The sequence below is a fragment of the Mycobacterium sp. WUMAC-067 genome, from assembly GCF_020217485.1.
Classification (GTDB): domain Bacteria; phylum Actinomycetota; class Actinomycetes; order Mycobacteriales; family Mycobacteriaceae; genus Mycobacterium.
The window spans coordinates 98,085-122,945 of sequence record NZ_JAEKMI010000002.1 but is presented as its reverse complement, the minus strand read 5'-3'; the positions used below and the strand labels follow the sequence as shown (position 1 = coordinate 122,945).

24 protein-coding genes and 1 tRNA gene are annotated in these 24,861 nt (G+C 66.5%); 3 read left to right on the top strand and 22 right to left on the bottom strand.

Features of this window, described 5'->3' with window-relative positions:
* Positions 1 to 11 precede the first annotated feature (11 nt).
* The 19 genes from atpD to argS all read right to left on the bottom strand — a co-directional run bounded on the left by atpD (position 12) and on the right by argS (position 20,896).
* Positions 12 to 1,472: a F0F1 ATP synthase subunit beta gene (gene atpD, locus JF781_RS01935; RefSeq protein ID WP_225326708.1), complete on the bottom strand. Its 1,461-nt coding sequence runs from the start codon at positions 1,470 to 1,472 to the stop codon at positions 12 to 14.
* 28 nt (positions 1,473 to 1,500) lie between these two features.
* A complete protein-coding gene (locus JF781_RS01930) occupies positions 1,501 to 2,415 on the bottom strand; it encodes a F0F1 ATP synthase subunit gamma (RefSeq protein ID WP_225326709.1) in 915 nt (304 codons plus the stop codon).
* A gap of 6 nt (positions 2,416 to 2,421) precedes the next feature.
* Positions 2,422 to 4,074: a F0F1 ATP synthase subunit alpha gene (gene atpA, locus JF781_RS01925; RefSeq protein WP_225326710.1), complete on the bottom strand. Its 1,653-nt coding sequence runs from the start codon at positions 4,072 to 4,074 to the stop codon at positions 2,422 to 2,424.
* Between the two features lie 67 nt (positions 4,075 to 4,141).
* Positions 4,142 to 5,482, bottom strand: a complete 1,341-nt coding sequence (locus JF781_RS01920) for a F0F1 ATP synthase subunit B/delta (protein ID WP_225326711.1) — start codon at positions 5,480 to 5,482, stop codon at positions 4,142 to 4,144.
* Between the two features lie 6 nt (positions 5,483 to 5,488).
* The gene (locus JF781_RS01915) at positions 5,489 to 6,022 is read right to left on the bottom strand and encodes a F0F1 ATP synthase subunit B (RefSeq protein ID WP_225326712.1); all 534 of its coding nucleotides are present in this window, start codon (positions 6,020 to 6,022) and stop codon (positions 5,489 to 5,491) included.
* 9 nt (positions 6,023 to 6,031) lie between these two features.
* Complete coding sequence (locus JF781_RS01910) at positions 6,032 to 6,280, bottom strand: F0F1 ATP synthase subunit C (protein ID WP_024636915.1); 249 nt, start codon at positions 6,278 to 6,280, stop codon at positions 6,032 to 6,034.
* Positions 6,281 to 6,364: 84 nt separating this feature from the next.
* On the bottom strand, positions 6,365 to 7,123 hold the full coding sequence (gene atpB, locus JF781_RS01905; RefSeq protein WP_225326713.1) for a F0F1 ATP synthase subunit A: 759 nt from the start codon (positions 7,121 to 7,123) through the stop codon (positions 6,365 to 6,367).
* Positions 7,116 to 7,604, bottom strand: coding sequence for an ATP synthase subunit I (locus JF781_RS01900; protein WP_225326714.1), 489 nt, complete (start codon positions 7,602 to 7,604; stop codon positions 7,116 to 7,118). Before JF781_RS01900 ends, atpB begins: the two co-directional genes overlap by 8 nt.
* Positions 7,605 to 7,820: 216 nt before the next feature.
* Positions 7,821 to 9,014, bottom strand: coding sequence for a glycosyltransferase family 4 protein (gene rfe / locus JF781_RS01895; protein WP_225326715.1), 1,194 nt, complete (start codon positions 9,012 to 9,014; stop codon positions 7,821 to 7,823).
* Positions 9,015 to 9,058: 44 nt separating this feature from the next.
* Positions 9,059 to 9,718 carry an L-threonylcarbamoyladenylate synthase gene (locus JF781_RS01890; RefSeq protein WP_225326716.1) on the bottom strand — a complete coding sequence of 220 codons (660 nt, stop codon included), beginning with the start codon at positions 9,716 to 9,718 and terminating at the stop codon, positions 9,059 to 9,061.
* Positions 9,718 to 10,632 carry a peptide chain release factor N(5)-glutamine methyltransferase gene (prmC, locus tag JF781_RS01885; protein WP_374109660.1) on the bottom strand — a complete coding sequence of 305 codons (915 nt, stop codon included), beginning with the start codon at positions 10,630 to 10,632 and terminating at the stop codon, positions 9,718 to 9,720. The genes JF781_RS01890 and prmC overlap by 1 nt, the downstream gene beginning before the upstream one ends.
* Positions 10,633 to 10,666: 34 nt before the next feature.
* A complete protein-coding gene (gene prfA, locus JF781_RS01880; protein ID WP_225326718.1) occupies positions 10,667 to 11,740 on the bottom strand; it encodes a peptide chain release factor 1 in 1,074 nt (357 codons plus the stop codon).
* 99 nt (positions 11,741 to 11,839) lie between these two features.
* Entirely contained in the window at positions 11,840 to 12,070 is a 231-nt protein-coding gene (gene rpmE, locus JF781_RS01875; protein WP_225326719.1) for a 50S ribosomal protein L31, read from the bottom strand.
* Between the two features lie 182 nt (positions 12,071 to 12,252).
* On the bottom strand, positions 12,253 to 14,124 hold the full coding sequence (gene rho, locus JF781_RS01870) for a transcription termination factor Rho (RefSeq protein ID WP_225326720.1): 1,872 nt from the start codon (positions 14,122 to 14,124) through the stop codon (positions 12,253 to 12,255).
* Between the two features lie 266 nt (positions 14,125 to 14,390).
* Complete coding sequence (thrB, locus tag JF781_RS01865) at positions 14,391 to 15,326, bottom strand: homoserine kinase (protein ID WP_374109659.1); 936 nt, start codon at positions 15,324 to 15,326, stop codon at positions 14,391 to 14,393.
* 94 nt (positions 15,327 to 15,420) lie between these two features.
* The gene (gene thrC, locus JF781_RS01860; protein WP_225326721.1) at positions 15,421 to 16,503 is read right to left on the bottom strand and encodes a threonine synthase; all 1,083 of its coding nucleotides are present in this window, start codon (positions 16,501 to 16,503) and stop codon (positions 15,421 to 15,423) included.
* A complete protein-coding gene (locus JF781_RS01855; protein ID WP_225326722.1) occupies positions 16,500 to 17,825 on the bottom strand; it encodes a homoserine dehydrogenase in 1,326 nt (441 codons plus the stop codon). Before JF781_RS01855 ends, thrC begins: the two co-directional genes overlap by 4 nt.
* A 3-nt stretch (positions 17,826 to 17,828) precedes the next feature.
* A complete protein-coding gene (gene lysA / locus JF781_RS01850) occupies positions 17,829 to 19,247 on the bottom strand; it encodes a diaminopimelate decarboxylase (RefSeq protein WP_225326723.1) in 1,419 nt (472 codons plus the stop codon).
* Entirely contained in the window at positions 19,244 to 20,896 is a 1,653-nt protein-coding gene (argS, locus tag JF781_RS01845) for an arginine--tRNA ligase (RefSeq protein WP_225326724.1), read from the bottom strand. Before argS ends, lysA begins: the two co-directional genes overlap by 4 nt.
* A 115-nt stretch (positions 20,897 to 21,011) precedes the next feature.
* Here argS and JF781_RS01840 point away from each other — a divergent pair.
* Positions 21,012 to 21,087 (top strand) — tRNA-Arg (locus tag JF781_RS01840).
* 187 nt (positions 21,088 to 21,274) lie between these two features.
* Complete coding sequence (locus tag JF781_RS01835; protein WP_255640742.1) at positions 21,275 to 22,447, top strand: Fic family protein; 1,173 nt, start codon at positions 21,275 to 21,277, stop codon at positions 22,445 to 22,447.
* A gap of 66 nt (positions 22,448 to 22,513) precedes the next feature.
* Here the strand turns inward: JF781_RS01835 and JF781_RS01830 are convergent, their stop codons facing one another.
* Positions 22,514 to 22,855: a hypothetical protein gene (locus JF781_RS01830; RefSeq protein ID WP_225326726.1), complete on the bottom strand. Its 342-nt coding sequence runs from the start codon at positions 22,853 to 22,855 to the stop codon at positions 22,514 to 22,516.
* A gap of 185 nt (positions 22,856 to 23,040) precedes the next feature.
* Between JF781_RS01830 and JF781_RS01825 the strand changes: the two genes are divergently transcribed.
* A complete protein-coding gene (locus tag JF781_RS01825) occupies positions 23,041 to 23,712 on the top strand; it encodes a glycoside hydrolase (protein WP_374109658.1) in 672 nt (223 codons plus the stop codon).
* A gap of 15 nt (positions 23,713 to 23,727) precedes the next feature.
* Here the strand turns inward: JF781_RS01825 and JF781_RS01820 are convergent, their stop codons facing one another.
* Together JF781_RS01820 and JF781_RS01815 are read right to left on the bottom strand one after the other, a co-directional pair.
* On the bottom strand, positions 23,728 to 24,198 hold the full coding sequence (locus JF781_RS01820) for a hypothetical protein (protein ID WP_225326728.1): 471 nt from the start codon (positions 24,196 to 24,198) through the stop codon (positions 23,728 to 23,730).
* Positions 24,199 to 24,313: 115 nt separating this feature from the next.
* Positions 24,314 to 24,793, bottom strand: coding sequence for an NUDIX domain-containing protein (locus tag JF781_RS01815; RefSeq protein ID WP_225326757.1), 480 nt, complete (start codon positions 24,791 to 24,793; stop codon positions 24,314 to 24,316).
* Positions 24,794 to 24,861 lie beyond the last annotated feature (68 nt).

The following is a 24,861-nucleotide window of genomic DNA, read 5'->3' as shown; positions in this document are numbered from 1 at the left end:
CCGGCTGCAAGTTAGAGCTTGGCGCCAAGGCTCTCTGCTTTCTTGGCCAAGTCGTCCAGGCCACCGATCAAGAAGAAGGCCTGCTCGGGCACGTGGTCGAACTCGCCCTTGGTCACGCGGTCGAACGCCTCGATGGTCTCCTTCAGCGGTACCGTCGAACCCGGCTGACCGGTGAACTGCTCGGCCGCCATCATGTTCTGCGACAGGAACCGCTCGATGCGCCGTGCGCGCTGCACGAGCTGCTTGTCCTCTTCGGACAGCTCGTCGATACCGAGGATCGCGATGATGTCCTGAAGGTCCTTGTACCGCTGCAGGATTCGGATGACTTCCTGCGCCACGCGGTAGTGCTCGTCACCGACGACACTCGGGTCGAGGATCGTCGAGCTCGAGGCCAGCGGGTCCACCGCGGGGAAGATGCCCTTGGAGAACACCGAACGCGACAGCTCGGTGGTGGCGTCCAGGTGCGCGAAGGTCGTCGCCGGCGCCGGGTCGGTGTAGTCGTCGGCGGGCACGTAGACCGCCTGCATCGACGTGATCGACCGGCCACGGGTCGAGGTGATGCGCTCCTGCAGCTCACCCATCTCGTCGGCCAGCGTGGGCTGGTAACCGACCGCCGACGGCATACGACCGAGCAGCGTCGACACCTCCGAACCGGCCTGAGTGAACCGGAAGATGTTGTCGATGAACAACAACACGTCCTGGCCGGCCTCGTCACGGAACCACTCGGCCATGGTCAGCGCGGAGAGCGCCACCCGCATACGAGTGCCGGGCGGCTCGTCCATCTGACCGAACACCAGCGCGGTGTCCTTGAGCACGTTGGCTTCTTGCAGCTCGACCCAGAGGTCGTTGCCCTCACGGGTGCGCTCCCCCACCCCGGCGAACACTGACGTACCACCGAAGTTACGGGCAATACGGTTGATCATCTCCTGGATGAGCACGGTCTTGCCCACGCCCGCACCACCGAACAGCGCGATCTTGCCACCACGCACATACGGGGTGAGCAGGTCGACGACCTTCAGACCCGTTTCGAGCATCTCGGTGCGCGGCTCGAGCTCTTCGAACGGCGGCGGCTTGCGGTGAATCGACCAGTGCTCGAAGTCTTCTCCGTAGCCCGGCTTGTCCAGGCAGTGCCCCAGGGCGTTGAACACGTGGCCCTTGACCTCCTGGCCGACGGGCACCGAGATGGAACGACCGGTGTCGGTCACCTCGACCCCACGCACCAGGCCGTCGGTGGGCTGCAGCGAGATGGTGCGCACCAGGTTGTCCCCGAGGTGCTGGGCGACCTCGAGCGTGAGCGTCTTCGCCAGTTCCTCGAACGTGATCTCCGCGTTCAGCGCGTTGAACAGTTCCGGCACGGACCCCCGCGGGAACTCGACGTCGACGACCGGCCCGGTGACCCGTACCACCCGGCCGCTGGTGTCGCTCTTGGCCGACTTCGTGGACTTCTCGTCGGTTGCTGTCGTAGCAGGCATATTTTCTTTCGCTTCCTAGTGGTGCTACCTAGCGGGCGTCGGCGAGCGCGTTTGCGCCACCGACGATTTCGCTAATCTCCTGGGTGATCTGGGCCTGCCGCTCGCGGTTCGCCATCAGCGTCAGGGCCTTGATGAGGTCGTCTGCGTTGTCGGTGGCCGACTTCATCGCGCGCTGGCGCGACGCCAGCTCCGATGCCGCCGATTCGAGCAGCGCCTCGTAAACGCGGGTGGTCAAGTACCGCGGCAGCAGCGACTCGAAAAGCGTTGTCGCGTCCGGCTCGAACGAATACAACGTCCGCACTTCGGGCTGTTCCTCGACGTATTCGACCACCATGGGGGCGATCCGGTGGGCGACCGCCGCCTGCGACAACATCGACTTGAACTCGCTGTAGACGATGTGCAACTCGTCGACACCCTCGGCGTCAGACTGACCGTCGTCCTCGTCGCCGGTGCCCAGCATGAATGCTTCGACCAACGTCTCGGCGATCTCGGCGGCGTTCTCGTACTGCGGTTGCTCGGAAAAACCGGTCCAGGACCCTTTGATGTCCCAGTTGCGGAACGTGTAGTAATTCAGCGCTTTACGGCCGACGGCGTACAGCACCGGCGTCTTGCCCTGTTCCCGCAGCAAGGAGAAGAGCTCCTCGGCCCGGCGGAAGATGCTCGCGTTGTAGGCACCGCACAGACCCCGGTCAGAAGTCACCACCAGCACGCCCGCACGCTTCGGCTCGGACCGCTCGACGAGCAACGGGTGGTCCAGCGCGGCCTCGGCGGCCAGCGTGGTGAGCATCGCGGTGATCTGAAAGGCGTACGGCCTGGCGGAGTCCAGCCGAGCCTGCGCCCGACCGATCCGCGATGTCGCGATCAACTCCTGGGCCTTGGTGATCTTTTTGATCGACCCGGCCGAGCGGATGCGTCCGCGTAATTCACGAAGTGTGGCAGCCATAGGTTGCTACTTCTTTGCCTTCTTGGGTGCAGGCTTCTTGACCTTCACCGATTCCTTTTCCAGCTCGCCCTCATCGAGCGCCTCGACGTGCTCGTCGGGCACCACCGATCCCCCACCGGTGGCAGCGAAGCCCTTCTTGAAGTTGTTGATCACCTTCTCGAGTTCTTCGGCCGCCTCGTCGGAGAGCTTCTGGGTGTCGCGGATCCCCGACAGGATCTTCTCTTCGGAGGCCCGCATGTGGTCCAGCAGTTCGGTTTCGAAGCGCCGGACGTCCTCCACCGGCACCGAGTCCAGGTGACCACCGGTGCCGAGGAAGATCGAAATCACTTGCTCCTCAACGGGCATGGGCTGGTACTGCGGCTGCTTGAGCAGCTCCACCAGCCGTGCACCGCGGTCGAGCTGAGCCTTCGACGTCGCGTCGAGGTCGGAGGCGAAGGCGGCGAACGATTCCAGTTCGCGGAATTGCGACAGGTCCAAACGCAGCGAACCCGCCACCTCCTTCATCGCCTTGATCTGCGCGGCACCGCCCACGCGGGACACCGAGACACCGACGTTGATGGCCGGCCGCACACCCTGGTTGAACAGGTCGGACTCGAGGAAGCACTGCCCGTCGGTGATCGAGATGACGTTGGTGGGGATGTAGGCCGAGATGTCGTTGGCCTTGGTCTCGATGATCGGCAGGCCGGTCAACGAGCCGCCACCGAGCTCGTCGGAAAGCTTGGCGCAACGCTCCAAAAGCCTTGAGTGCAGGTAGAACACGTCACCCGGGTAGGCCTCGCGGCCGGGCGGGCGGCGCAGCAGCAGCGAGATCGCGCGGTAGGCCTCGGCCTGCTTGCTCAGGTCGTCGAAGACGATCAGCACGTGCTTGCCGTCGTACATCCAGTGCTGGGCGATCGCCGAACCGGTGTAGGGCGCAAGCCATTTGAACCCGGCGGAGTCCGACGCCGGCGCCGCGACGATGGTGGTGTAGTCCATCGCGCCGCCCTCTTCGAGCGCGCGCCGCACCGAGGCGATCGTGGTGCCCTTCTGGCCGATGGCCACATACACGCAGCGCACCTGCTTTTGCTCGTCGCCGGTCTCCCAGTTCTGCCGCTGGTTGAGGATGGTGTCGACGCAGACGGCGGTCTTGCCGGTCTTGCGGTCACCGATGATCAGCTGGCGCTGGCCGCGGCCGATCGGCGTCATCGCGTCGATGGCCTTGATCCCGGTCTGCAGCGGCTCTTTCACGCTTTGCCGCTGAACCACCGAGGGCGCCTGGATCTCCAGGGCGCGCCGGATGTCGGTTTCGATGTCGCCCTGGCCGTCGATCGGCTGGCCCAGCGGGTTGACCACACGGCCCAGGAACGCATCGCCGACGGGGACCGAGAGGACCTCGCCGGTGCGCTTGACCTGCTGGCCCTCTGCGATCTTCTCGAAGTCACCCAGGATCACCGCGCCGACGCTGTGCTCGTCGAGGTTGAGCGCCACGCCGAGCACGCCGCCGGGGAACTCGAGCAACTCCTGGGTCATGACGGACGGCAGGCCTTCGACGTGGGCGATGCCGTCACCGGCGTCGACGACGGTACCGACCTCTTCGCGGGCGGTGTCGGAGGTGAAAGAGCCTACGTACTCCTCGACGGCGCTCTGAATGTCATCAGCGGAGATTGTCAACTCGGCCATGGCTTTTCGTCTTCCTACTTGATCTTCGTAACGCTTGTGTCGGAATGGTTTGTGATTGGTCAGGTGGTCAGTCGGGCAACTGCGCCTCGGCCGCGGTCAGACGGGACGCGAGCGTCCCGTCGATCACTTCGTCAGCCACGGAGATGAGCAGTCCGCCCAGCAGTTCGCTGTCGACCTGCAGCTGCACCGCGACCGGATGACCGTAGATGCGACCGAGCACGTCGGTGAGGCGGGTGCGCTGGGCGTCACTCAGTTCGGCTGCCGCGCTGACGTGCGCAACGACTTCGCCGCGACGCGCCACCGCAACCTCGGCGAGGAACTGGACGGCCTCCTCGGCGGGCTGGCCCCTGAGCAACTCGATCGTCTGGGTCAGCAGTGCGGCCACGATCGGCTGGACCCTGGCGCTCGCGCTGTCGAGCACCTTGCGCAGCAGCGCAACTCGGCCTTCCACCGGAACGGCGTAGTCGCCCAGCAGGATGGCCAGTCGCGGTTGCGCGTCCAGGATGCGGGAGAACCGGAACAGCTGTTCCTCGACGTCGTCGACTTTGTCCTCACGTTCGGCAACTTCGAGCAGCGCCTGCCGCGACACGTGCTCGAGGGCGTCGATGAGGTCGGAGTTGGCCGACCAACGCTCCGATACGGCAGCGCGCAGAACGTCGAGGGTCGGGTCGCCGACCTTGCCGGCGAGCAACCGCTCGATCAATCGGGCTCTGGGCGCCCCATCCTCGGCGGGCACGGTGAGATACCGCGTGACAACGATTTCGCGATCCAGCGTCTGGGCCACGGCGACGAGTTCACCGGACAGGGTGGAAAGCCCCTTGTTGTCAAGGTCTTTGGCGAGGGTGCTGAACCGCTCCTGCAGGTTGGTCAGCGCGACGCGGCTCGACGAGCGCATCTTGGTCATCAGCGGATACTGGACCTCGGCCGAGGCGGGCGCCATCGCGTCGAGGTCGTCGAGGAATCGATCCACCGTGGCCGATTGCTGTGCGGCGTCGGCGACGAAGTTACGCACCAGCTCGCCCGCCTGGCGCACCGCTTCGTGACCGAGCTCCAAGCGGAGCTGACGGCTCAGCTGGGTGCGCAGCAGGTCGACCTGGCGGCCGCCCTGCGACTTGATGCGTTCCGCCTCGACGCCGGCCTGGTTCCCCAACTGTTCGGTGATGCGCTTGGAGTCCGACTCCGCCTCTTCGACAACGCGTTTCGACTCGGCCTTGGCGTCCTCCACGGCCTTGCTGTGCGCGGTGGTCGACTCGGTCAACCGATCGCTCGCCGCGGCCGCGTCCTTCAATTGTTGGCGCACCGCGGCTTGCCGCGCGGCCATCAAGCGACGCACCGGCGGCACGACATAACGCACCACCAGGAACACGATGGCCGCAAAGCCCACCAACTGGCCGATGAAAGTCGACATACGTGATTACCGTCCGGATGTCTTGGTTGCGGATGTGGTCGCTGCGGCGGGGGCGACATCGACGCCGAGGATTCGGCTGGCCAACGTCGCCGCCATGGACGCCACGTTGGCACGCAAATCCAGTTCCACGGCGTCCCTTTCCCGCTTCAATTGCTGGGCGGCCAGCTGCAACGTCGAGGACACCTCTTGCTCGGCCCGGGCGCGCGCGTCTTCCAAGACCTTACGGCCCTCGGCGCGCGCGTTGTCGCGCAACGACGACGCCTGCACTCGGGCTTCGGTCATGGCTTCTTCGTAATCGGCCTGGGCGGCTTCGAACTGCTCGGCCGCCTTCTTGGTGTCGGCGGCCGTCTTGGCGACCATGGCGTCGCGCTCGCGCAACACCTTCATGACCGGCGGCACGACGAACGTGCCGATGACGGCCAGCACGATCAGGAAGATGGCCAGCACGAAGAAGAAGGTGCCGTTGGGAACGAGGAAGTTGTTGCCTCCCTCTGCCACCACCTGGCTGGACGCCAGAACGCTCAGGCTCGCGTCACCCATCACAGCGAACTAGGTGCCGACGGGCGTGGCGAAGACGAACAGCGCCATGAAGGCCAGGTTGATGAAGTAGGCCGCCTCAACCAGACCGACGGTGATGAAGAACGGCGTAAACAGCCGGCCTTGCGCCTCGGGCTGCCGGGCGATCCCGGAAACCAGCGCGTTGCCGGCGATACCGTCACCGATACCGGCACCGATCGCGCCGCCGCCCATGATGAGTCCACCGCCGATGAGTGCAGCGGCAGCGACTTGGGGGTCCAGAGCCATTCTTATCCTCCTTGATATCTGGTAGGGGTCTACCAGGCCTCTGTAATGGTGCGTGGGACAAAACAATTCATGCTGGCTTTAGTCATGGTGATCCTCGATCTCCATGGCTTGACTGAAGTACAAGATGGTCAGAATCGAGAAGATGAAGGCCTGGATCGCCCCGACGAACAGGTCGAAGGCTTTCCAGATCGCGTTGGGCGCCCACATGATGTACGGCGGGAACAGCGCGATCAGCGCGACCAGGATGCCGCCGGCGAAGATGTTGCCGAAAAGTCGGAGTGACAACGAGATTGGCTTGGCCAACTCCTCGACGACGTTGATCGGCGCCAGGAACGCCACGTGGCCTTTGAGCACGGCGAGCGGGTGTCCGACGACGCCGCGGCGCCAGATGCCGGCCACGTGGTAACAGACAAAGACGAAAAGGGCCAGCGCCAGAACGTAATTGATGTCCGCCGCCGCCGACTTCAGCAACTCGGTGGTGTGCCCGGCGGCGTCGGTGTATTGCAGCGGGAGCACCGACAGCCAGTTGGAGATCAGGATGAACACAAAGATGGTGACCGCGAGCGGCAACACGAACGGCGCGATGCGCATGCCCACCGCGGCCTCGATCTGATCGCGCATCTGGACCGTGATGGCCTCCCAGAACAACTGCACGCCGCTCGGGACGCCGGTCGAGGTGATCTTCGCCCGTAGGAAGAAGGCCAGCGCGAGCACGATCAGCGCGGCGATCCCCGTCGACATGATGGTGTCGGTGTTGACGGTCATGCCGAGCCAGGTGGCGTGGCTGTGCTCGCCGACCTCGATCGCGGCTTCGGCCAGGAACGTCGTCTCAGGCATCGGTGGTGTTCCTTCCTTCCGTACCTTCGGTTCCTGCGTTGCCTCCGGCACCGTCCGCGGATTCCGCCCAGTCGCCGGCGCGCAGCTTCTTCCACACCGGCAGCGCCGTCGATGCCACCAAGAGGATCTGGAACAGCGCCAGCCCGAACACCACGCCCAGGCCGGCGGGCCGGAAGACGTAGGCGATGATCAGCCCGACGATGGTGATGATGGCCAGCCGTGACGCCGAGTTGACGGCCATCGACCTTTTCAGCGGGTGATCCTTCGCGGTGATCGACTCAACGGAGCGGCGCACCAGTACCGCGTTGAGCAAACCCAGCAGCAGCCCGATCCCGAAGAAGACGCCGACCATCAGGTGCCCGGACAATCCGGCGGCGAGCACCGCCACCGCCGTGATGGCAATGCTGATCGCGAAGAGCCGAACCGGACGGAAAGCAACAGAGGGAAACACCAACGGCGCGTCCTGCGCTGGTGTCGTCACTGCAGCACCTCAATCCCAGGTTGGTGATACGGGAACCCCTCGACCGACTGATCGGTGGCCCGCCGAGCGTATCGCACGTCACAGTTGAATCACCCAAGGGGTATCTCCCGAGGCCGGTCTTGAACCAGCCCGATCGGATTAGCCTCCGAGGGGCCGGTTGCCTGTGCGGCTTTTTGGGGTTCTACCTGGACCGTACCACACAACAGGCCCCTACTACTACTCCTCGTCGTAGTACTCGTCGCGCCGGCGCAAAAGCGGGATCGCCGTGGCGACACCGGCGACCACGATGGCGCCCAGCATGACCGCGGCGGTGTCGCGGGGACGGAAAAAGATCGTGCTCGCCGCGCCGAACGCGACGATGCCGACCCACAGATAGATCAGCAACACCACGCGGCGGTGCGAATGGCCGATCTGCAGCAACCGGTGATGCAGGTGCATCTTGTCGGGGCTGAACGCGCTGCGGCCCGCGCGGGTGCGACGCACGATCGCCAGCAGCAGATCGAGCATCGGCACGAAGATCACCGCCGCCACCAGCAGGAAGGGTGACAGCAGGGCAAACACGTCGCGGGCGCCGTAGGCGTTCTGCGAAACGGGGCCGGCCGCCGTCGTGGACGCGGCGGCGAGCATCAAGCCGATCAGCATCGAGCCGGAGTCGCCCATGAAGATCTTGGCGCGATGAAAGTTGTGTGGGAGAAAGCCCAGACACGCCCCGGCGAGCACCACCGAGATCACCGCCGGCGGATAGAACAGGACGTCGCCGCCGTGGTCGCGGAGCAGCCCGACCGAGAACATGCAGATCGCCAACGCGGTGATGAGGCCCAGCCCGGCGGCCAGCCCGTCGAGCCCGTCGACGAAGTTCATCGCGTTGACCACCGATACGGTCAGCGCCAGTGTCAGCAGGATCGACGAGGCCTGGTCGAGCACGATGGTGCCGACCCCGCCCATGGGGATGTACAGGACGCTCCAGGCCACGCCCATGGTGACCAGCACGCTGGCCGCAGTGATCTGGCCGGCGAACTTGGTCAGGGCATCCAGACCCCAACGGTCGTCGATCAGCCCGATCCCCAGGATGACCGCGCCGGCCACCAGGACCGCGGGCATGCCGGTGGAGTAAACGAACCCGCGGGTGAGCGCCGGAAGCTGGGAGGCCAGGAACACGGCGGTGACGACGCCGAGGAACATCGCCAGCCCGCCCATGCGCGGGGTGGGCGTCACATGAACGTCGCGTTCCCGCGGATAGGCGACGGCGCCCAGCCGGGTCGCCAGCACGCGGACCGGTCCGGTGGCGAAATAGGTGATGATCGCCGCGGTCAATCCCACCAGCGCCAGCTCGCGCAGCGGAACACCGGCGCCGCGATCAGAAAGGGCGAGCAAACCACCGGCAAGGTTGGTCACATCGCTGGACACCAACGAGACCGTAGTGCACCAACCTGGGAGCTCGACAACCGCTCCAGTCAGGCCTGGGCGGTCAGGGTTTCCGGATCGATGCCGAGCACCTCGGCGATGCGCTCGGCGCTCACCGGGCCCGGACGCAGGATGCGCGGCGCGGCACCGGTCAGATCCACAATCGTGGAGGCGGCGCCCTGCTCGGACGGGCCCGCTTCCAGGTAGACGTCGACGAGATCGCCGAGTTGGCTGCGCGCCTCGCCGGCGTCCACGGCGGCCGAACGGCCCGAGATGTTGGCACTGGACACCGCCAGCGGCCCCACCTCACGCAGGAGCTCGATGGCGACCGGGTGCAGCGGCATCCGCAGCATCACGGTGCCGCGAGCATCGCCGAGATCCCACTGCAACGACGGCGCCTGGGTCACGACCAGGCTGAGTGCGCCCGGCCAGAACGCGCGGATCAGATCGCGGGCACCGTCCGGCATGGTGTAGACGAGTCCCTCGATGGTGTGCCAGGAGCCGACCAGCACGCCCACCGGCATGTCACGGCCCCGTCCCTTTGCCGAGAGCAGCGCCGAGACCGCGGCGCTGTTGAAGGCGTCGGCGCCGATCCCGTACACGGTGTCGGTCGGCATGACCACGAGTCGCCCGCCCTTGAGAGCTCCCGCCGCCGCGGCGATTCCGAGCGCGCGCTGTTCGGGATCGGCGCAGTCAAAAACGTCTGTCATTAGCGCCACTCCTCCTCATCGCTGCGCTCTGCATCGTCGCGACGCGTGTCGTTGGCGCCACTCCTCCCAACGGCCGACGTCTTGCGGGCCGTCACGAAGCGTGGCCGGCCGGTCAGATCATGCCGCGCCCGGACGTCCTCGAAAAGCCCCGTGCGCTCGAACAATTCCACCGTCTCCCGCGAGGTGGTGTCGTCATGCTCGACGCCGATCAACCCTCCGGCGCGCAGCCAGCGGCCGGCGAGGCCGACGATCGGAGCGATCACCGCCAGACCGTCCGGCCCGCCGAACACCGCTTGATGGGGATCATGCTGGGCGACTTCAGGATCCAGCACGGCGCCGTCGGGAACATAGGGCGGGTTGGCCACGACCAAGTCGACCTGACCGTCCAGTTCCGGGAGCAAGCCGGGTTCGGTGACGTCGGCCCGCACGATCTCGATCGCCGTGCCCTCGGTGTTGCGGCGCGCGTACTCGAGAGCGGCATCCGAGACATCGATGGCGATGATGCGCGCCCCCGGCCGGTGGCGGGCCAGCGCCACCGCCAAGGCGCCGGACCCGGTGCACAGGTCGACGATCACCGGCCGTGGCGTCAGTTGTTGCGCGCCTGCCCATTCCAGCAGCGCCTCGGTTTCGGGGCGGGGTATGAATACGCCAGGGCCGACACGCAGCAGCACCGGACCGAACGCCGCCGTCCCGAGCAGATGCTGCAGCGGCACACGTCGCGACCGGGCGGCCACGGCGTCGCGGTACCGCCCGAAAAAGTTCTCGCCGGGCGATTCCAGCACGGCCAGGCGACCGCGGTCGACGCCCGCCAGGTGCGCGGCCAGCTGCTCGGCATCCCAACGCGCAGAATCGATTCCCGCGTCGGCGAGGATGGCCGCCGCATCGTCGATCGCGCGCCGCAGACTGAGCTGAATCATCCTCAGCGCTTCCCTCTGCATCGCGGGGACGTCATGCTTGTTGCAGCCGGCTTTGCTTGTCGGCCGCGGCCAGGGCGTCGAACAACGCGTCCAAGTCGCCGTCGAGCACTTGATCGAGATTGTGTGACTTGAAGTTGATGCGGTGGTCGGCGATCCGGTTCTCCGGGAAGTTGTAGGTGCGGATGCGCTCGCTGCGGTCCACCGTGCGGATCTGGCTGGCCCGGTCCGCCGACGCATCGGCCAACGCCTGCTCTTCGGCCAATGACTGCAGGCGAGCCGCCAGCACCTGCAGCGCCCGCGCCTTGTTCTGTAACTGGGAGCGCTCGTTCTGACAGGTCACCACGATTCCGGTGGGCAGATGCGTGATTCGCACCGCGGAGTCGGTCGTGTTGACACCCTGGCCGCCCTTCCCCGAAGAGCGATAGACATCGATGCGCAGGTCCGACTCGTCGATCTGCACCTCGCCGACTTCTTCGGGTTCGGGGTACACGAGCACACCCGCCGCCGAAGTATGAACGCGGCCTTGGGATTCCGTCACCGGGACGCGTTGCACGCGGTGCACCCCGCCCTCGAACTTCATCCGCGACCAGACCCCGTCCGCCGAATCACCCTTGCTGGCGATGGACAGCGTCGCGTCCTTGTAACCGCCGAGGTCCGAGGTGGTTTCGTCGAGCACGGTGACGGTCCAGCCGTGCCGCTCGGCGTAGCGAATGTACATCCGGGCCAGGTCGGCGGCGAACAGCGCCGACTCTTCACCACCCTCCCCGGATTTGACCTCGAGCACGATGTCGTCGGCGTCGTGCGGGTCGCGCGGGGCCAACATGTCGGTGAGCGCAGTGTCCAACTCGGCCACCCGGGATTCCAGGTCGGCCGCCTCGGCGGCGAACGAATCGTCGTCGGCGGCCAGCTCGCGTGCGGCCTCGAGGTCCTCGCGGGCGGCCATCAGCTTGCGGTAGGTGCCGACGATCGGGGCCAGCCGCGCGAACCGGCGTCCGGCCTTGCGGGCCTCGTCGGGGTTGCTGTGCAGTTCGGGGTCGGCCAGCCGTTGCTCGAGGTCGGCGTGCTCGGCCAGCAGCACGTCAATGGTCTGTACCGGCTTCGTCATGCCACACCTCCTGCCTCGCTGTCGCCCGTCACTGCCGCAAACGCAAACCGACGCCCGGCCTGTGCGACTGCACGCACAGTTCGGGCGTCGGAAACCGAGCTATTTGTCGGCAGCAGCTCCGGTGCTGCGCTTTCCGTAGCGCTTCTCGAAGCGCGCGACCCGGCCACCGCTGTCCAGAATCTTCTGCTTGCCGGTGTAGAAGGGGTGGCACTGCGAGCAGACCTCGACGGTGATGTGACCGCCCTCTTTGGTGCTGCGGGTCTGGAACGTGTTACCGCACCCGCAGAGCACCGTGGTCTCCGCGTAAGCGGGGTGAATGTCAGCTTTCATGGTGTCCTCTTCGATCGTTTGTCGCCCGCCCCCGTCCAGGAATCAGACGGTCAGGCGTGAACTCCGAACCTCATGCGGTTGGCGGATAATCGAGCCCCGATTATGCCAGGTCAACCGCCATCATCCCAAACAGCGAGCCGCGCCCGCGCATTCCCGGGTGCGCTCAGGTCTCTCCGACCGGGCTAGTCGTTGTCCATCCCAGGCGTCGTCTTGGACACCTGAACCAGGAACTCGTAGTTGGTCTTCGTCTTGCGCAGCTGCGACATCAACAGGTCGATGGCCTGGTGGGAATCCAGGCCCGACAGCACACGGCGCAGCTTGTGCACGATGCCGAACTCGTCCGGCGACAGCAGCAGTTCGTCCTTGCGGGTACCGGAGGGGTTCACGTCGACCGCCGGGAAGACCCGCCGTTCGGAGATCTTGCGGTCCAGCTTGAGCTCGGCGTTACCGGTGCCCTTGAACTCCTCGAAGATGACCGTGTCACCGGTGGACCCGGTCTCGACCATCGCGGTGGCGATTATGGTCAGCGAGCCGCCCCCCTCGATGTTGCGCGCGGCCCCCAGGAAGCGCTTGGGCGGGTACAGCGCGGTGGAGTCGACACCACCGGACAGGATGCGGCCCGACGCCGGCGACGCGTTGTTGTAGGCGCGCCCGAGGCGGGTGATCGAGTCCAGCAGCACGACGACGTCCTTGCCCTGCTCGACGAGCCGCTTGGCCCGCTCGATGGCCAGCTCCGCGGCCTGGGTGTGATCGGACGGCGGCCGGTCAAAGGTCGAGGAGATGACCTCACCCTTGACCGAACGCTGCATGTCGGTGACCTCCTCGGGCCGCTCGTCGACGAGCACGACCATGAGGTGGCATTCCGGGTTGTTCCTGGTGATCGCGTTCGCGATGTCCTGCAGGATCGTCGTCTTACCCGCCTTGGGCGGCGACACGATCAGCGCACGCTGGCCCTTCCCGATCGGCATGATCAGGTCGATGACCCGAGTGGTCAGCCGGTCGGGCGTGGTTTCCAGACGAAGCCGCTGGTTGGGGTATAGCGGCGTCAGCTTTGAGAAATCGGGCCGCTTCTTGGCGTCCTCGACGGAGCCGCCGTTGACGCTGTCCAGGCGCACCAGCGGGTTGAACTTCTGGCGCTGGTTGGGCTGCTCGCCTTCCTTCGGCACGCGCACCGCGCCGGTGACGGCGTCACCGCGGCGCAGGCCGTTCTTGCGCACCATGTTCATCGACACGTAGACGTCATGCGGACCGGCCAGGTAACCGGACGTCCGCACGAAGGCGTAATTGTCGAGGACGTCAAGAATGCCGGCTACGGGCTGAACGACGTCGTCGTCGCGCAGTTCGGCATCGCCGCCCTCGCCGGATCGCTCGCCCCGGCGCCGGCGGTCGCGGAAGCGGCGTCCTCGCCGGCCCCCACGTCCTTCGCCGTCGTCGTCCTGCTGGTTCGACCCACCGCGCCCCTGCTGGCCGCCGGAGTTCTGTTGATCCTCGTTGCCGCCGCCCTGGCCGCGGTCTTCGCTCTGGGTGTCTTTGTCTTGTTTGCCTTGCTCGCGGCCCTCGGTCTCGCCGGTGGCGCCGCCATCTCGGCTGCCGGTGCGCTCGCGATCGGCCTCGGCGTTGCCGCGGGCGGCCGATCCGGCGTCGCGGGACGCGCCGCGTCGTTCGCGGCGGGGCGCCTCGGTGGCGGCACCGTTCTGGCCTTCCTTGGCCGGCGGTGCTTCAGCGCCGCTGTCGTCCTTGTTGTCTTTGGTGTCGTTGACTTTGATGTCCGACTTACCGCTGTCCTCAGCGGACTTCGTGCCGTTGGCGGGAGTGCCGTTGGCCTGTCCCCTGACTTCCTTGATCGCGGCGATCAGTTCGTTCTTACGCATGCCCGACGTCCCCTTGACGCCGACCTGGTTGGCCAGCGCGCGTAGCTCGGGCAGCACCATGGTGGACAAGGCACCGGCCGGAGCGTTCGTCTTCGCGTCGGGAGTGTCGGTGGTGGTCACGGCATTAGACAGTTGATTGGCGTCAGTGTTTTCGCCAGCCGTGAACAGGTCCGTATCAGTCACGGAGTTCCTTTCTTCCCCCGCTGATCACGTCATAGGGGGGTTCGTTGCATTCAGCCAAATTGCCGAGTGCGCCCAATCATCGACTCTGCAACGGTGATCGCCTGGATCGGCGGAGTAAACGGCGAACCTCGTCCACGAGAAGAATTGGTGTTGTCCTAGCGGCAAGGCAGTATGGATGCAGATGCAGATGCTGCGATTGCTGGACGGCTCCGAGGATAGCCCCCATCCCTGCTGGAAGCAAGCAAACCCTCCGGCCACGCTGTTGATCAACCCGCGACGGTGACTCCCGGACTCCAGCGAACTCGTTCGCCGGCGGCCATCTTGAAGAGGGCAAATCCGTTGGTGGCGCCGTACTGCACCACCTCCGAGGGCAACTCCGCCGCCGTGGTCATCGCGATGAGCGATGGACCAGCCCCGGATAGCGTCGCTGCCACCTCGTAACGCCGCAACAGACGCAAATATTCCGCCGAGGCGGGCATGGCCGGCGCGCGCTGCGGCTGGTGGAGCACATCCTCGGTGGCCGCCATGAGCAAGTCGGGGCGTTCGGTGAGTGCGACCACCAGCAACGCCGTGCGGCTGACGTTGAAGCGTGCCTCGTCATGGCTGACCTGTGCCGGCAGCAGCACGCGGGTCTCCGCGGTCAGGGAGCGGTCCTCGGGAATGGCGCAGTACAGGTGGATTTCGGGGTGCAGCCGCAGCGGCACCGCCGCGTACCGCGGGTGATCACCGCTGCGGTCAACCCACGACACGATTGCACCGCCCAGCACAGCGGCCGCCGCGTTGTCGGGATGACCCTCGAATTCCGAGGACAGCTGAATCAGCTGAGTATCGTCGAGTGGATTCCAATCCGTTTGCGCGACAAGGCCATTCGCGGCCGCAAGGCCGCCGACCACCGCCGCCGCGGACGAGCCCAGACCGCGGGAGTGCGGGATGGCGTTGCGACAGCGCACCGTCAGGCCGGGAGCGCGGACCCCGACGGCTTGCAGGCCGCGCTCGAGAGCGCGCACCACCAGATGGTCGGGACCCACCGGTAGCTGGCCGGCGCCTTCACCCTCGACCGTGACCGACAAGCCGGAAGATGTTGTCTCCACGGTGATTTCGTCGCAGAGACTCAATGCCAGACCGATGCTGTCAAAGCCCGGGCCGAGGTTAGCGCTGGACGCCGAAACCACGGCGGTGGCCACCAGCCCGGCGGGCAGCATCGAGGTCACCAACAGCCCTTCGTCGCGCAAGCTTCAACCGATCCCAATGCGTGCCGACCCGCTGCGCCCGGCTCCGCCGCGCTTGCGATCGTCATTAGGCCAGCCCCAGCTTTTCGACCACCAAGACCGGATCGACCGGCAGCGCAGTCACGGTGGGCATATCCCGCAGTGCCGTATCGGGATCCTTGAGGCCATTGCCCGTCACCGTGCACACGACCGTCGAACCGCGAGCCACCCAGCCGTCGTCAACGGCCTTGAGCAGACCGGCGATGCTGGCCGCCGAGGCGGGCTCGACGAAGACACCTTCGGATTCGGCCACCAGGTGGTAGGCGGCCAGGATCTCCTCGTCGGTGGCCGCCAGGAAGCGGCCGTTGGATTGCTGCTGCGCGTCGACCGCGGCCGTCCACGACGCGGGGGCGCCGATGCGGATTGCGGTCGCAATCGTTTCCGGGTTCTTGACCGGCGCACCGTTCACCAGGGGGGCGGCGCCGGCCGCCTGGGTGCCCAGCATGCGCGGCAGCTTTTCGATCAGGCCCTCGTGGTGATATTCGGTGTAGCCCTTCCAGTACGCGGTGATGTTTCCCGCGTTGCCGACGGGAAGGGCGTGCACGTCCGGCGCGACGCCCAGCGCGTCGACGATCTCGAACGCGGCCGTCTTCTGGCCCTCGATGCGCACCGGATTGACCGAGTTGACCAACGAGATCGTCGGAAAGTCGGCGGCCATCTTGCGGGCCAGTTCCAGGCAGTCGTCGAAGTTGCCGTCGATCTGGATGATCTTGGCGCCGTGCATGACCGCCTGCGCCAGCTTGCCCATCGCGATCTTGCCCTGCGGGATCAGCACCGCACAGGTGATCCCGGCGCGGGCCGCATACGCCGCCGCCGACGCCGAGGTGTTGCCGGTCGAGGCGCACAACACGGCCTGCTGGCCGCGTGCCACCGCATCGGTGACCGCCATCGTCATGCCCCGGTCTTTGAAAGAGCCGGTGGGATTGAGGCCCTCGACCTTGAGATGAACGCTGCAGCCGGTCTTTTCCGACAGGCGGGTCGCCGCGATCAGCGGGGTGCCACCCTCGAGCAGGGTGACCGGGGTCCAGTCGTCGCCCACCGGCAACCGGTCCCGGTAGGCCTCGATGAGGCCGGGCCACGGCTGATGGACGGCGGTGCGCGGCGCGCTCATAGGGTGGTCCCTTCCAGTCGCAGCACGCTTGCCACGTTCTGCACGGCATCGAGATCGGCGAGGGCGTCGACCGTTTCGGACAGCGCGGCGTCCGTGGCGCGGTGGGTGACCACGACGATCCGGGCCCCCACCCGTCGTCCGCCTTCGTCCGCGACGCCCTCCTGTCGCACCTCGGCGATGCTGACCTCGCGCTTGGCGAATTCGGCTGCCACCGAGGACAGCACACCGGGCCTGTCCGCCACGTTCATGCTGACGTAGTAGCGCGTGGAGATGAGACCCATTGGGGCCACGGGGAGTTGGGCGTATTTGGATTCCCTGGGTCCGCGGCTACCCAGCACCCGGTTGCGTGCGGCCATCACCAAGTCACCGGCCACCGCGGACGCGGTCGGCGCACCGCCGGCGCCCTGGCCGTAGAACATCAGCCTTCCGGAGGCCTTGGCCTCGACCACGACCGCGTTGAATGCGCCGCTGACCGAGGCCAGCGGATGCGCCAACGGCACCAGCGCCGGATAGACGCGGGCCGAAACCCGTTCCTGGCCATCGTCGCCCGCGATGCGCTCGCAGATGGACAGCAGCTTGATGGTGCAGCCCAACGCCCGGGCGGATTCGAAGTCGGCCGGGGTGACTTTGGTGATGCCTTCGCGATAGACGTCGTCGGCGGTCACGCGGGTGTGGAAGGCGATGGACGCCAGGATCGCGGCCTTGGCGGCGGCGTCGTAGCCCTCGACGTCGGCGGTGGGGTCGGCCTCGGCGTAGCCCAGCGCGCTGGCTTCGGCCAGCGCTGTGCCGTAGTCGGCGCCGGTGCTGTCCATCGCGGACAAGATGTAGTTCGTGGTGCCGTTGACGATGCCGGCGACCCGCAACACCGTGTCGCCGGCCAGCGACTGGGTGAGCGGCCGGATGACGGGAATGGCGCCCGCGACGGCGGCTTCGAAATACAAGTCGACATGCGCGCTTTCGGCCGCCTGCGCCAACTCGCCGGTGGAGACGGACAGCAGCGCCTTGTTCGCCGTGACGACCGATTTGCCGTGCTCGAGGGCGCACAGGATGGCCTTGCGAGATGGCTCGACCGGCCCCATGAGCTCCACGACGATGTCGACGTCGTCGCGTGCGGCGAGCCCTTCGATGTCGTCGGTGAGCAGCTCGGCGGGAACGCCGCGGTCGTCGGCGACGCGGCGCACTCCGACGCCGCGCAGCACCAGGGGCGCACCGACACGAGCCGCGAGGTCATCGGCGCTGTCCTCGATGATTCGGACAACTTCGCTTCCGACGTTGCCCAACCCGAGTACCGCTACACCGACCGGCTTTTCGTCACGGGGCACAGTTCACCTCACTTCCAGACTCAGTAGATCGTCGACCGTCTCGCGGCGCAGGACCAGGCGCGCGCACCCGTCGCGCACCGCGACGACGGCGGGCCGGCAGATCATGTTGTAACGACTCGACAACGAATAACAGTAGGCGCCGGTGGCGGCCACCCCGATCAGGTCGCCGGGGTGCAGGTCGCCGGGCACCCAGGTGTCGCGCACGACGATATCGCCGCTCTCGCAATGCTTTCCGACGACGCGCGCCAGCTCCGCGGGCGCATCGCTGAGCCGGGAGACCAGCCTGGCGTCATATTGCGCGTCGTAGAGCGCGGTGCGGATGTTGTCGCTCATGCCGCCGTCGACGCTGACGTAACGCCGGTGTGCGGTGGCGCTGACATCCACGTCCTTGACCGTGCCCACCTCGTAGAGGGTGATGGTGCCGGGTCCCGCGATGGCGCGTCCGGGCTCGACCACCAGGCGCGGTGTCGGCAGCCCGACCGCCGCTGACTCGTTCTTGACGATTGCGCTCAGCTTGGCGGCCAGCTCTCCCATCGGTGGGGGGTCGTCCGCCGCCAGGTACGAAATACCAAGTCCGCCACCGAGGTCCACTGTGGAGATCTGCGCGGTCTTCTCGACACCGAACTGCTCGACGGCCTCGTGCAGCAGTCCGAGGACGCGGCGCGCGGCGAGTTCGAAGCCGGCGACATCGAAGATCTGCGAACCGATATGGCTGTGCAGACCGACCACCCGCAGGTGTTCGGTTTCGAATACCCGGCCGACGGCGGCCAACGCCGCCCCGCTGGCCACGGACAGCCCGAACTTCTGGTCCTCGTGCGCGGTCGAGATGAACTCGTGGGTGTGCGCCTCGACGCCGACGGTGAGACGGACGAAGACGTCCTGGACGATGCCCGCCTCCCCGGCAATGACATTGAGACGCTCGATCTCGGTCATCGAGTCCAAAACCACATGGCCGACACCGGCTTTGACCGCCGCGGTCAACTCCGCGACCGACTTGTTGTTGCCGTGGAAGGTGGTCCGCTCCGGCGGGAAGTTGGCGTGCAGCGCGACGGCCAACTCGCCGCCGGTGCACACGTCGAGCGACAGGCCTTCCTCGTCGATCCAGCGTGCTATCTCGCTGCACAGAAAGGCCTTGGCGGCATAGTGCACGTTCTTGCCCCCACCGAACGCCGACGCAATCTCGCGGCAGCGGGAACGGAAGTCGTCCTCGTCGACGACGAACAGCGGGGTCCCGTACTCCTGGGCGAGGTCGGTCACCGCGACGCCCGCGATGCTGGCGACGCCGGCCTCATCGCGAGTCGTGTTGCGCGGCCACACGTTTGGCGCCAGCAGCAGCAGCTCCTCGGCCGACTGCGGTCGTGGCGGGCTTTCGGCGTGACGGGTCTCTTCGGCGTGCCGGGGACCGGCGGGATGAACGTTCACATTCGCTCCGGGGCAGTGACGCCGAGTATCGCCAGGCCGTTGGCGATCACCTGGCGGGTCGCCTGGCACAGCGCCAGGCGCGCGGTGTGCAGATCGGTGGGCTGCTCGTCGCCCTGCGGCAGCACCCGGCAGGAGTCGTAGAACCGGTGGTAGTCGCCGGCGAGGTCTTCCAGATAGCGGCAGATCCGGTGCGGTTCGCGCAGGGACGACGCCGTGGTGAGCACCCGGGGGAATTCGCCGAGGGTGCGCAGCAGCGTCCCCTCCTTGTCGTGGCTGAGCAGCCCGAGGTTCCCGGTGTCGGGAATCAGGCCGAGTTGGGCGGCGTTGCGGGCCAGCGCCGAGAGCCGGGCGTGCGCGTATTGCACGTAATAGACCGGGTTTTCGTTGGACGCCGACGACCACAGCGCCAGGTCGATGTCGATCGGGGTGTCCACCGAGGACCGGATCAGGCTGTAGCGCGCGGCGTCGACGCCGATCGCCTCGACCAGGTCGTCGAGCGTGAGCACGGTTCCCGCGCGCTTGCTCATCCGGACCGGCTGGCCGTCGCGGACCAAATTGACCATCTGGCCGATGAGCACCTCGACGGTGGCCGGGTCGTCGCCGAGGGCGGCGGCCACGGCCTTGAGGCGGGCGATGTACCCGTGGTGGTCGGCCCCGAGCATGTAGATGCACAGGTCGAAGCCGCGTTGCCGCTTGTCCAGGTAATAGGCGATGTCCCCGGCGATATAGGCGGGCTTCCCGTCGCTCTTGATCACGACGCGATCCTTGTCATCACCAAAGGCGCTGGCGCGCAACCATGTTGCGCCGTCCTTCTCGTAGATGTTGCCGGTCTCACGCAGCTTGGCGAGGGCCTGGTCGACCCGGCCGCTGGTGTGCATGGCGTCTTCGTGGGTGTAGACGTCGAAGTCGGTGCCGAATTCGTGCAACGACTCCTTGATGTGGGTGAACATCAGGTCGACGCCGATGGCGCGGAAGGTCTCGTGCATCTCGGCGTCGGGCAGGCTCAGCGCGTCGGGCGCCTTCTGCATGATCTGGGCGGCGATGTCGTTGATGTAGGCGCCCGCGTAGCCGTCTTCCGGGGTGGGTTCGCCTTTGGCGGAGGCGATCAGCGAGCTGGCGAAGCGGTCGATCTGGGCGCCGTGGTCGTTGAAATAGTATTCGCGCACCACGTCGGCGCCCTGGGTGGACAGCAGCCGGCCCAGCGCGTCGCCGACCGCGGCCCAGCGGGTTCCGCCGATGTGGATCGGTCCGGTCGGGTTGGCCGAGACGAATTCCAGGTTGATGTGCTGGCCGGCCAGCGCGTCGGAGTGGCCGTAGCGAGCGCCGGCGCCGATGACGTTGTTGACGACGACCGCCTGCGCCGACGCCTCGAGGCGCATGTTGATGAAGCCCGGCCCCGCCACCTCCGCCGACGCGACGCCGTCGGCCTGCGCGAGTGCTTCGGCGAGCCATCCGGCGAGCTCGCGGGGGTTGGCGCCCACTTTTTTGCCCAGCTGCATCGCCAGGTTGCTGGCGTAATCGCCGTGCTCGGGGTTGCGGGGCCGCTCCACGGTCACGGTCGGCGGCAGCACGGCAGCGTCCAGCCCACGCTCGGCCAGCACCGCGGCGGCGGTGTTTTTGAGCAGCTCAGCGAGGTCAGCGGGGGTCACGAGCGTCCATCCTATTGGCTGGGGCGCCCGCGCCCCGAATCCATTGCGGTGGCGGGGCAGCCGCCTCGATGCGTTAGTCTGTCGGAGCCCAATGGTGCAGCAACAAAGTTGTAGCGCCCCCGTAGCTCAGGGGATAGAGCGTCTGCCTCCGGAGCAGAAGGCCGCAGGTTCGAATCCTGCCGGGGGCACCAGTGTCACCGCACTTCAGGCATGGTTTTGCTGTGAGGTGTGATTCGACTTCGTCGCCGCTGTCAGCTCGGCACAACAATTGCGCTAAGGCGCCGAGATCGCACGCGCTTGACGCACCAGATCTGTTAAGTGACGTCTACCACCACCATTGACTTCACTTAACCGCGCAAGTGAGGTTAACTGGGACCAATGACTTCACTTCAGCCGGTCACTCACGAACATGTTCGTTGGGAACCACAGGGGACGCGGTATGCGAACGCGGCGCGGCCGAAGTACGGCACGTACCACCCGGCAGTGCCGGCCAACGTTGCCGACCTGATCCTGGACTTGCCGCCGTCCGTGTTGGCGGAGGCCGAATCCGCCAGCCGCGAGATCACGCGTTTTGACGCCGAGCTCGGAGGCGAGATCGCACCATTTGCCGCCGTTTTGATGCGGTCGGAATCCGCCGCCAGCTCGCAAATCGAAAACCTGACCGCATCGTCTCGAGCCATCGCCGAGGCCGAGCTGCCCGGCGGCAAGGCGAAGAGAAACGCCGAAATGATCGTCGCCAACACGGCCGCGATGCAAGCAGCGATCGCCCTGTCCGACACTGTTGACTCCAACGCCATTTTGGCGATGCACCGTGCATTGATGGCCAACGAGCCGCGCCATACCCCAGGCGAATTCCGCACCGAGCCGGTATGGATCGGCGGTGGATCCACTCCCATCGGCGCGACATTCGTCGGGCCGCGCCACGAGCGAATCCCCGGGGCCATTGATGACCTGCTCACGTTCGCGCAGCGCGCCGATGTCCCCGCGCTGCCGCAGATCGCAGTGGCCCACGCGCAGTTCGAGGCCATTCACCCGTTTACCGACGGAAACGGACGCACGGGCCGGGCACTGGTGCAAGCCATGCTGCGCAACAAAGGTTTGACCCACCAGGTGACGGTCCCGGTCTCGGCAGGGCTGCTGGCCGACACCGACTCCTACTTCGCCGCTCTCACCGCGTACCGCGACGGTGATGCCGCCCCGATTGTCGAGCGCTTCTCCAACGCCAGCGTCCTGGCTATCGCGAACGGGCGTCAGCTGGTCGTCGAAATTCGCGGGATCCGGGAGAGCTGGAACGATGTGATCACCGCGCGGTCCGACTCGGCGGTGTGGAAGGTCGCCGATTTGTTGCCCCGCCGCCCGGTCGTCAACGCTGCGCTCCTGGCACAGGAGCTCGGCATCGAATCCACCAACGCTCACCGCTACCTCAACCCGCTCACCGAGGCGGGAATCCTTGTCGAAACGGCCAGTGGACCCCGCAACCGAGTGTGGCGTTCTCCTGAAGTGCTGGCCGCGCTCGACGCATTCGCCGAGCGGGCCGGGCGACGAGGCTGACTTCTCTCACGAGGTATTGCACTGCGCAACAACGTTATAGCGTGCGCGGTTAACCAGCTCAGGTCGTCAGTTGTCGGAGTCCTCCGACCCCTTGGACTTGTCTGATTCGTCGGAGTCCTCTGAGCCGTCGGACTTGTCGGATCCGTCGGAGTCCTCCGACCCGTCGGACTTATCGGACTTCTCCGAGTCCTCGGATTCCTCGGATTCCTCGGCCTCCTTGGCCTTGTCGGAATCCTTCGCCTCGTCGAGCTTGTCCGCATACTTGGTCAGCAGCCCGGCTAGGTCGCGGGCCTCCTCAGCGGCCAACGAATCCTCGAAGAGGCGCTCGTCGCTGTCAGAAATACGTTCGACGTAGACCGCGGCATCCTTGATTCCGACGTCCCATCGGCCTCCCTCGTGACGAACCATGTGCTGCCGCCTTTCGACCGGTGACTCGCTCTCGAACGTGAACTCCGCGCGCTAGTGCGTTGTTTACCCACTTCTGCCGTCGCCGAGACGGTCATTTGCTTGAACGACGCTTCGCGCGCCAGTCTTCTGAAAACCTCGCCCCACAGGTCACAGACGACGTTAAGCTGCTGGTCGTGGGGGCGAAGGTGTTCGCTAAGGGCAGTGGCCGATGGCTGGCGATCGCGGCGTCGCTCGTCGTCTCCGCCGCCATGATCCACGCCCAGGGCACCAAGCCGCGGTGCTGCGTCGAGACCCCGGCAGCGACCCCCACCACCTCCACCGCGGCGACTCCGCCACCCGGCGCGCCGCGCACCGCCAGTCCGGCCGAGTTGGAGGCGCTGACCGCGCTGGCGCCCCCCGCGCCTTCCGCCGGTCAGCAATTCCAGCTCCCGCTACCCCGCGGCGTCGCGTCCGAGGATCGGCTGCAGGTCAAGACCATCTGGGCGGCCCGTGCCATCGGCGTGCTCTTCCCCCAGATCAAGACCATCTACGGGTATCGGGAAGACCCGCTGCCGTGGCATCCCAAGGGGTTGGCGATCGACGTGATGATCCCGAACTTCCACACCCCGGAGGGCATCGAGCTCGGCAATCAGATCGCCGGGTATGCGCTGGCAAATGCGAAGCGGTGGGGAATCAACCACGTCATCTGGCGGCAGAAGATCTACCCGGGCGTCGGCGGGGGAAACTGGATGGCCGACTTGGGCTCAGAAACCGCCGACCACTACGACCACGTTCACATCGCCACCGACGGTGGTGGCTATCCCACCGGTCACGAGATTTATTACATCGCCTCCATGACCAGCGCGCCGCCGGACTGATCGACGGCGTCTTCGTCAGCCCCGCTCGGCGGCAAACGCCGCCACCGGCATCTCGACGGTCCCGCCGCACGGGCCGCCGTTGATGTCGGTGTGCCAGAGCCCGCGCAACGATCCGTCCGCCTGCGGTGTGTAGAAGGCCCAGGATCGCGCCGGGGCCCACACCTTCTGCACGCCGTCTCCCATATAGCAATCCCACTGGAAGTCGAAGCGCTCCACCCATTTCGCCCCATCCCAGGTGTAATGCGACGGCTGGGGAAGGGTCGGATTCTTGGGCATGGGGCCGTTGGTCGCGGTGGCCACGCACGTGCCCGACGAGCATGCGGTGGTGAAGACGTAGTCGGCGCTGAACGTCGGTTCGGCTTGCGTCGCGGCGACGCTGGTGCCGGATTTGCCGGCTGCATACCGCACCAGTGAGTATTTGCCGTTCCACGACGGCGACACCGCGTGCGCGCCGACAGCGGGTGTACCGGCGACCGAGGCAGTCACGGCAGTGAGCACCGCAACTACCCGAAACCTCGGCCGCATTGGTCAATGGTGGGTGTCCGATGACGCAGTGCGATCTCGGCGAGGACACGATCACGGTGTTGCGCGACGTCGGTCCTCAGCGCAAGAGAAACAGGCCGTAGGCGGCGATCGACTGCGAGTCAGCGATGACTCCCCCGCGAATCATCCGCTCGACCTCGTCGCGCGCGAACCACGCGCTGCGCATGTCCTGCTCCTCGTGTTCGCGGTCGGCTTCGCCCTCGATGATCCCCGTGGCCAGAAACACCCGGCCGCGCTGACTGGTCATCCCCGGAGCCACGTCGAGCTCGCCGAGCACCTCGAACGTCGTTGCGCGCAATCCGGTTTCCTCGCGCAGCTCACGCTCGGCCAACTCGGCCGGTGCGGCGTCGGCCAGGCCTGGAGCGGTGCCTTGCGGAAACTCCCAACGACGCTCCCCGATGGGGTAGCGAAACTGCTCGACCAACCGGAAGCGGTGCCCGTCATAGGGCATCACAAGCGCGTACGCCGGCTTGTCGACGACCCCGTAGAGGCCCGTGCTGCCGTCCGGGCGGCGGATGTCATCCTCGCGCAGCACCATCCACGGATTCCGGTAGACCTCGCGGCTCGCGAGGCATTCGATAAAAGTCACGCCGCCAGTATCGCCGC

What these genes read in the sequence shown, in the direction of transcription:
- atpD (WP_225326708.1), bottom strand. Translation starts at nt 1,472, where the DNA reads ATGCCTGCTACGACAGCAACCGACGAGAAGTCCACGAAGTCGGCCAAG.
- JF781_RS01930 (WP_225326709.1), bottom strand. Translation starts at nt 2,415, where the DNA reads ATGGCTGCCACACTTCGTGAATTACGCGGACGCATCCGCTCGGCCGGG.
- atpA (WP_225326710.1), bottom strand. Translation starts at nt 4,074, where the DNA reads ATGGCCGAGTTGACAATCTCCGCTGATGACATTCAGAGCGCCGTCGAG.
- JF781_RS01920 (WP_225326711.1), bottom strand. Translation starts at nt 5,482, where the DNA reads ATGTCGACTTTCATCGGCCAGTTGGTGGGCTTTGCGGCCATCGTGTTC.
- JF781_RS01915 (WP_225326712.1), bottom strand. Translation starts at nt 6,022, where the DNA reads ATGGGTGACGCGAGCCTGAGCGTTCTGGCGTCCAGCCAGGTGGTGGCA.
- atpB (WP_225326713.1), bottom strand. Translation starts at nt 7,123, where the DNA reads ATGCCTGAGACGACGTTCCTGGCCGAAGCCGCGATCGAGGTCGGCGAG.
- JF781_RS01890 (WP_225326716.1), bottom strand. Translation starts at nt 9,718, where the DNA reads ATGACAGACGTTTTTGACTGCGCCGATCCCGAACAGCGCGCGCTCGGA.
- prfA (WP_225326718.1), bottom strand. Translation starts at nt 11,740, where the DNA reads ATGACGAAGCCGGTACAGACCATTGACGTGCTGCTGGCCGAGCACGCC.
- rpmE (WP_225326719.1), bottom strand. Translation starts at nt 12,070, where the DNA reads ATGAAAGCTGACATTCACCCCGCTTACGCGGAGACCACGGTGCTCTGC.
- thrB (WP_374109659.1), bottom strand. Translation starts at nt 15,326, where the DNA reads ATGCTGCCCGCCGGGCTGGTGGCCACCGCCGTGGTTTCGGCGTCCAGC.
- thrC (WP_225326721.1), bottom strand. Translation starts at nt 16,503, where the DNA reads ATGAGCGCGCCGCGCACCGCCGTCCATCAGCCGTGGCCCGGCCTCATC.
- JF781_RS01835 (WP_255640742.1), top strand. Translation starts at nt 21,275, where the DNA reads ATGACTTCACTTCAGCCGGTCACTCACGAACATGTTCGTTGGGAACCA.
- JF781_RS01830 (WP_225326726.1), bottom strand. Translation starts at nt 22,855, where the DNA reads ATGGTTCGTCACGAGGGAGGCCGATGGGACGTCGGAATCAAGGATGCC.
- JF781_RS01815 (WP_225326757.1), bottom strand. Translation starts at nt 24,793, where the DNA reads ATGGTGCTGCGCGAGGATGACATCCGCCGCCCGGACGGCAGCACGGGC.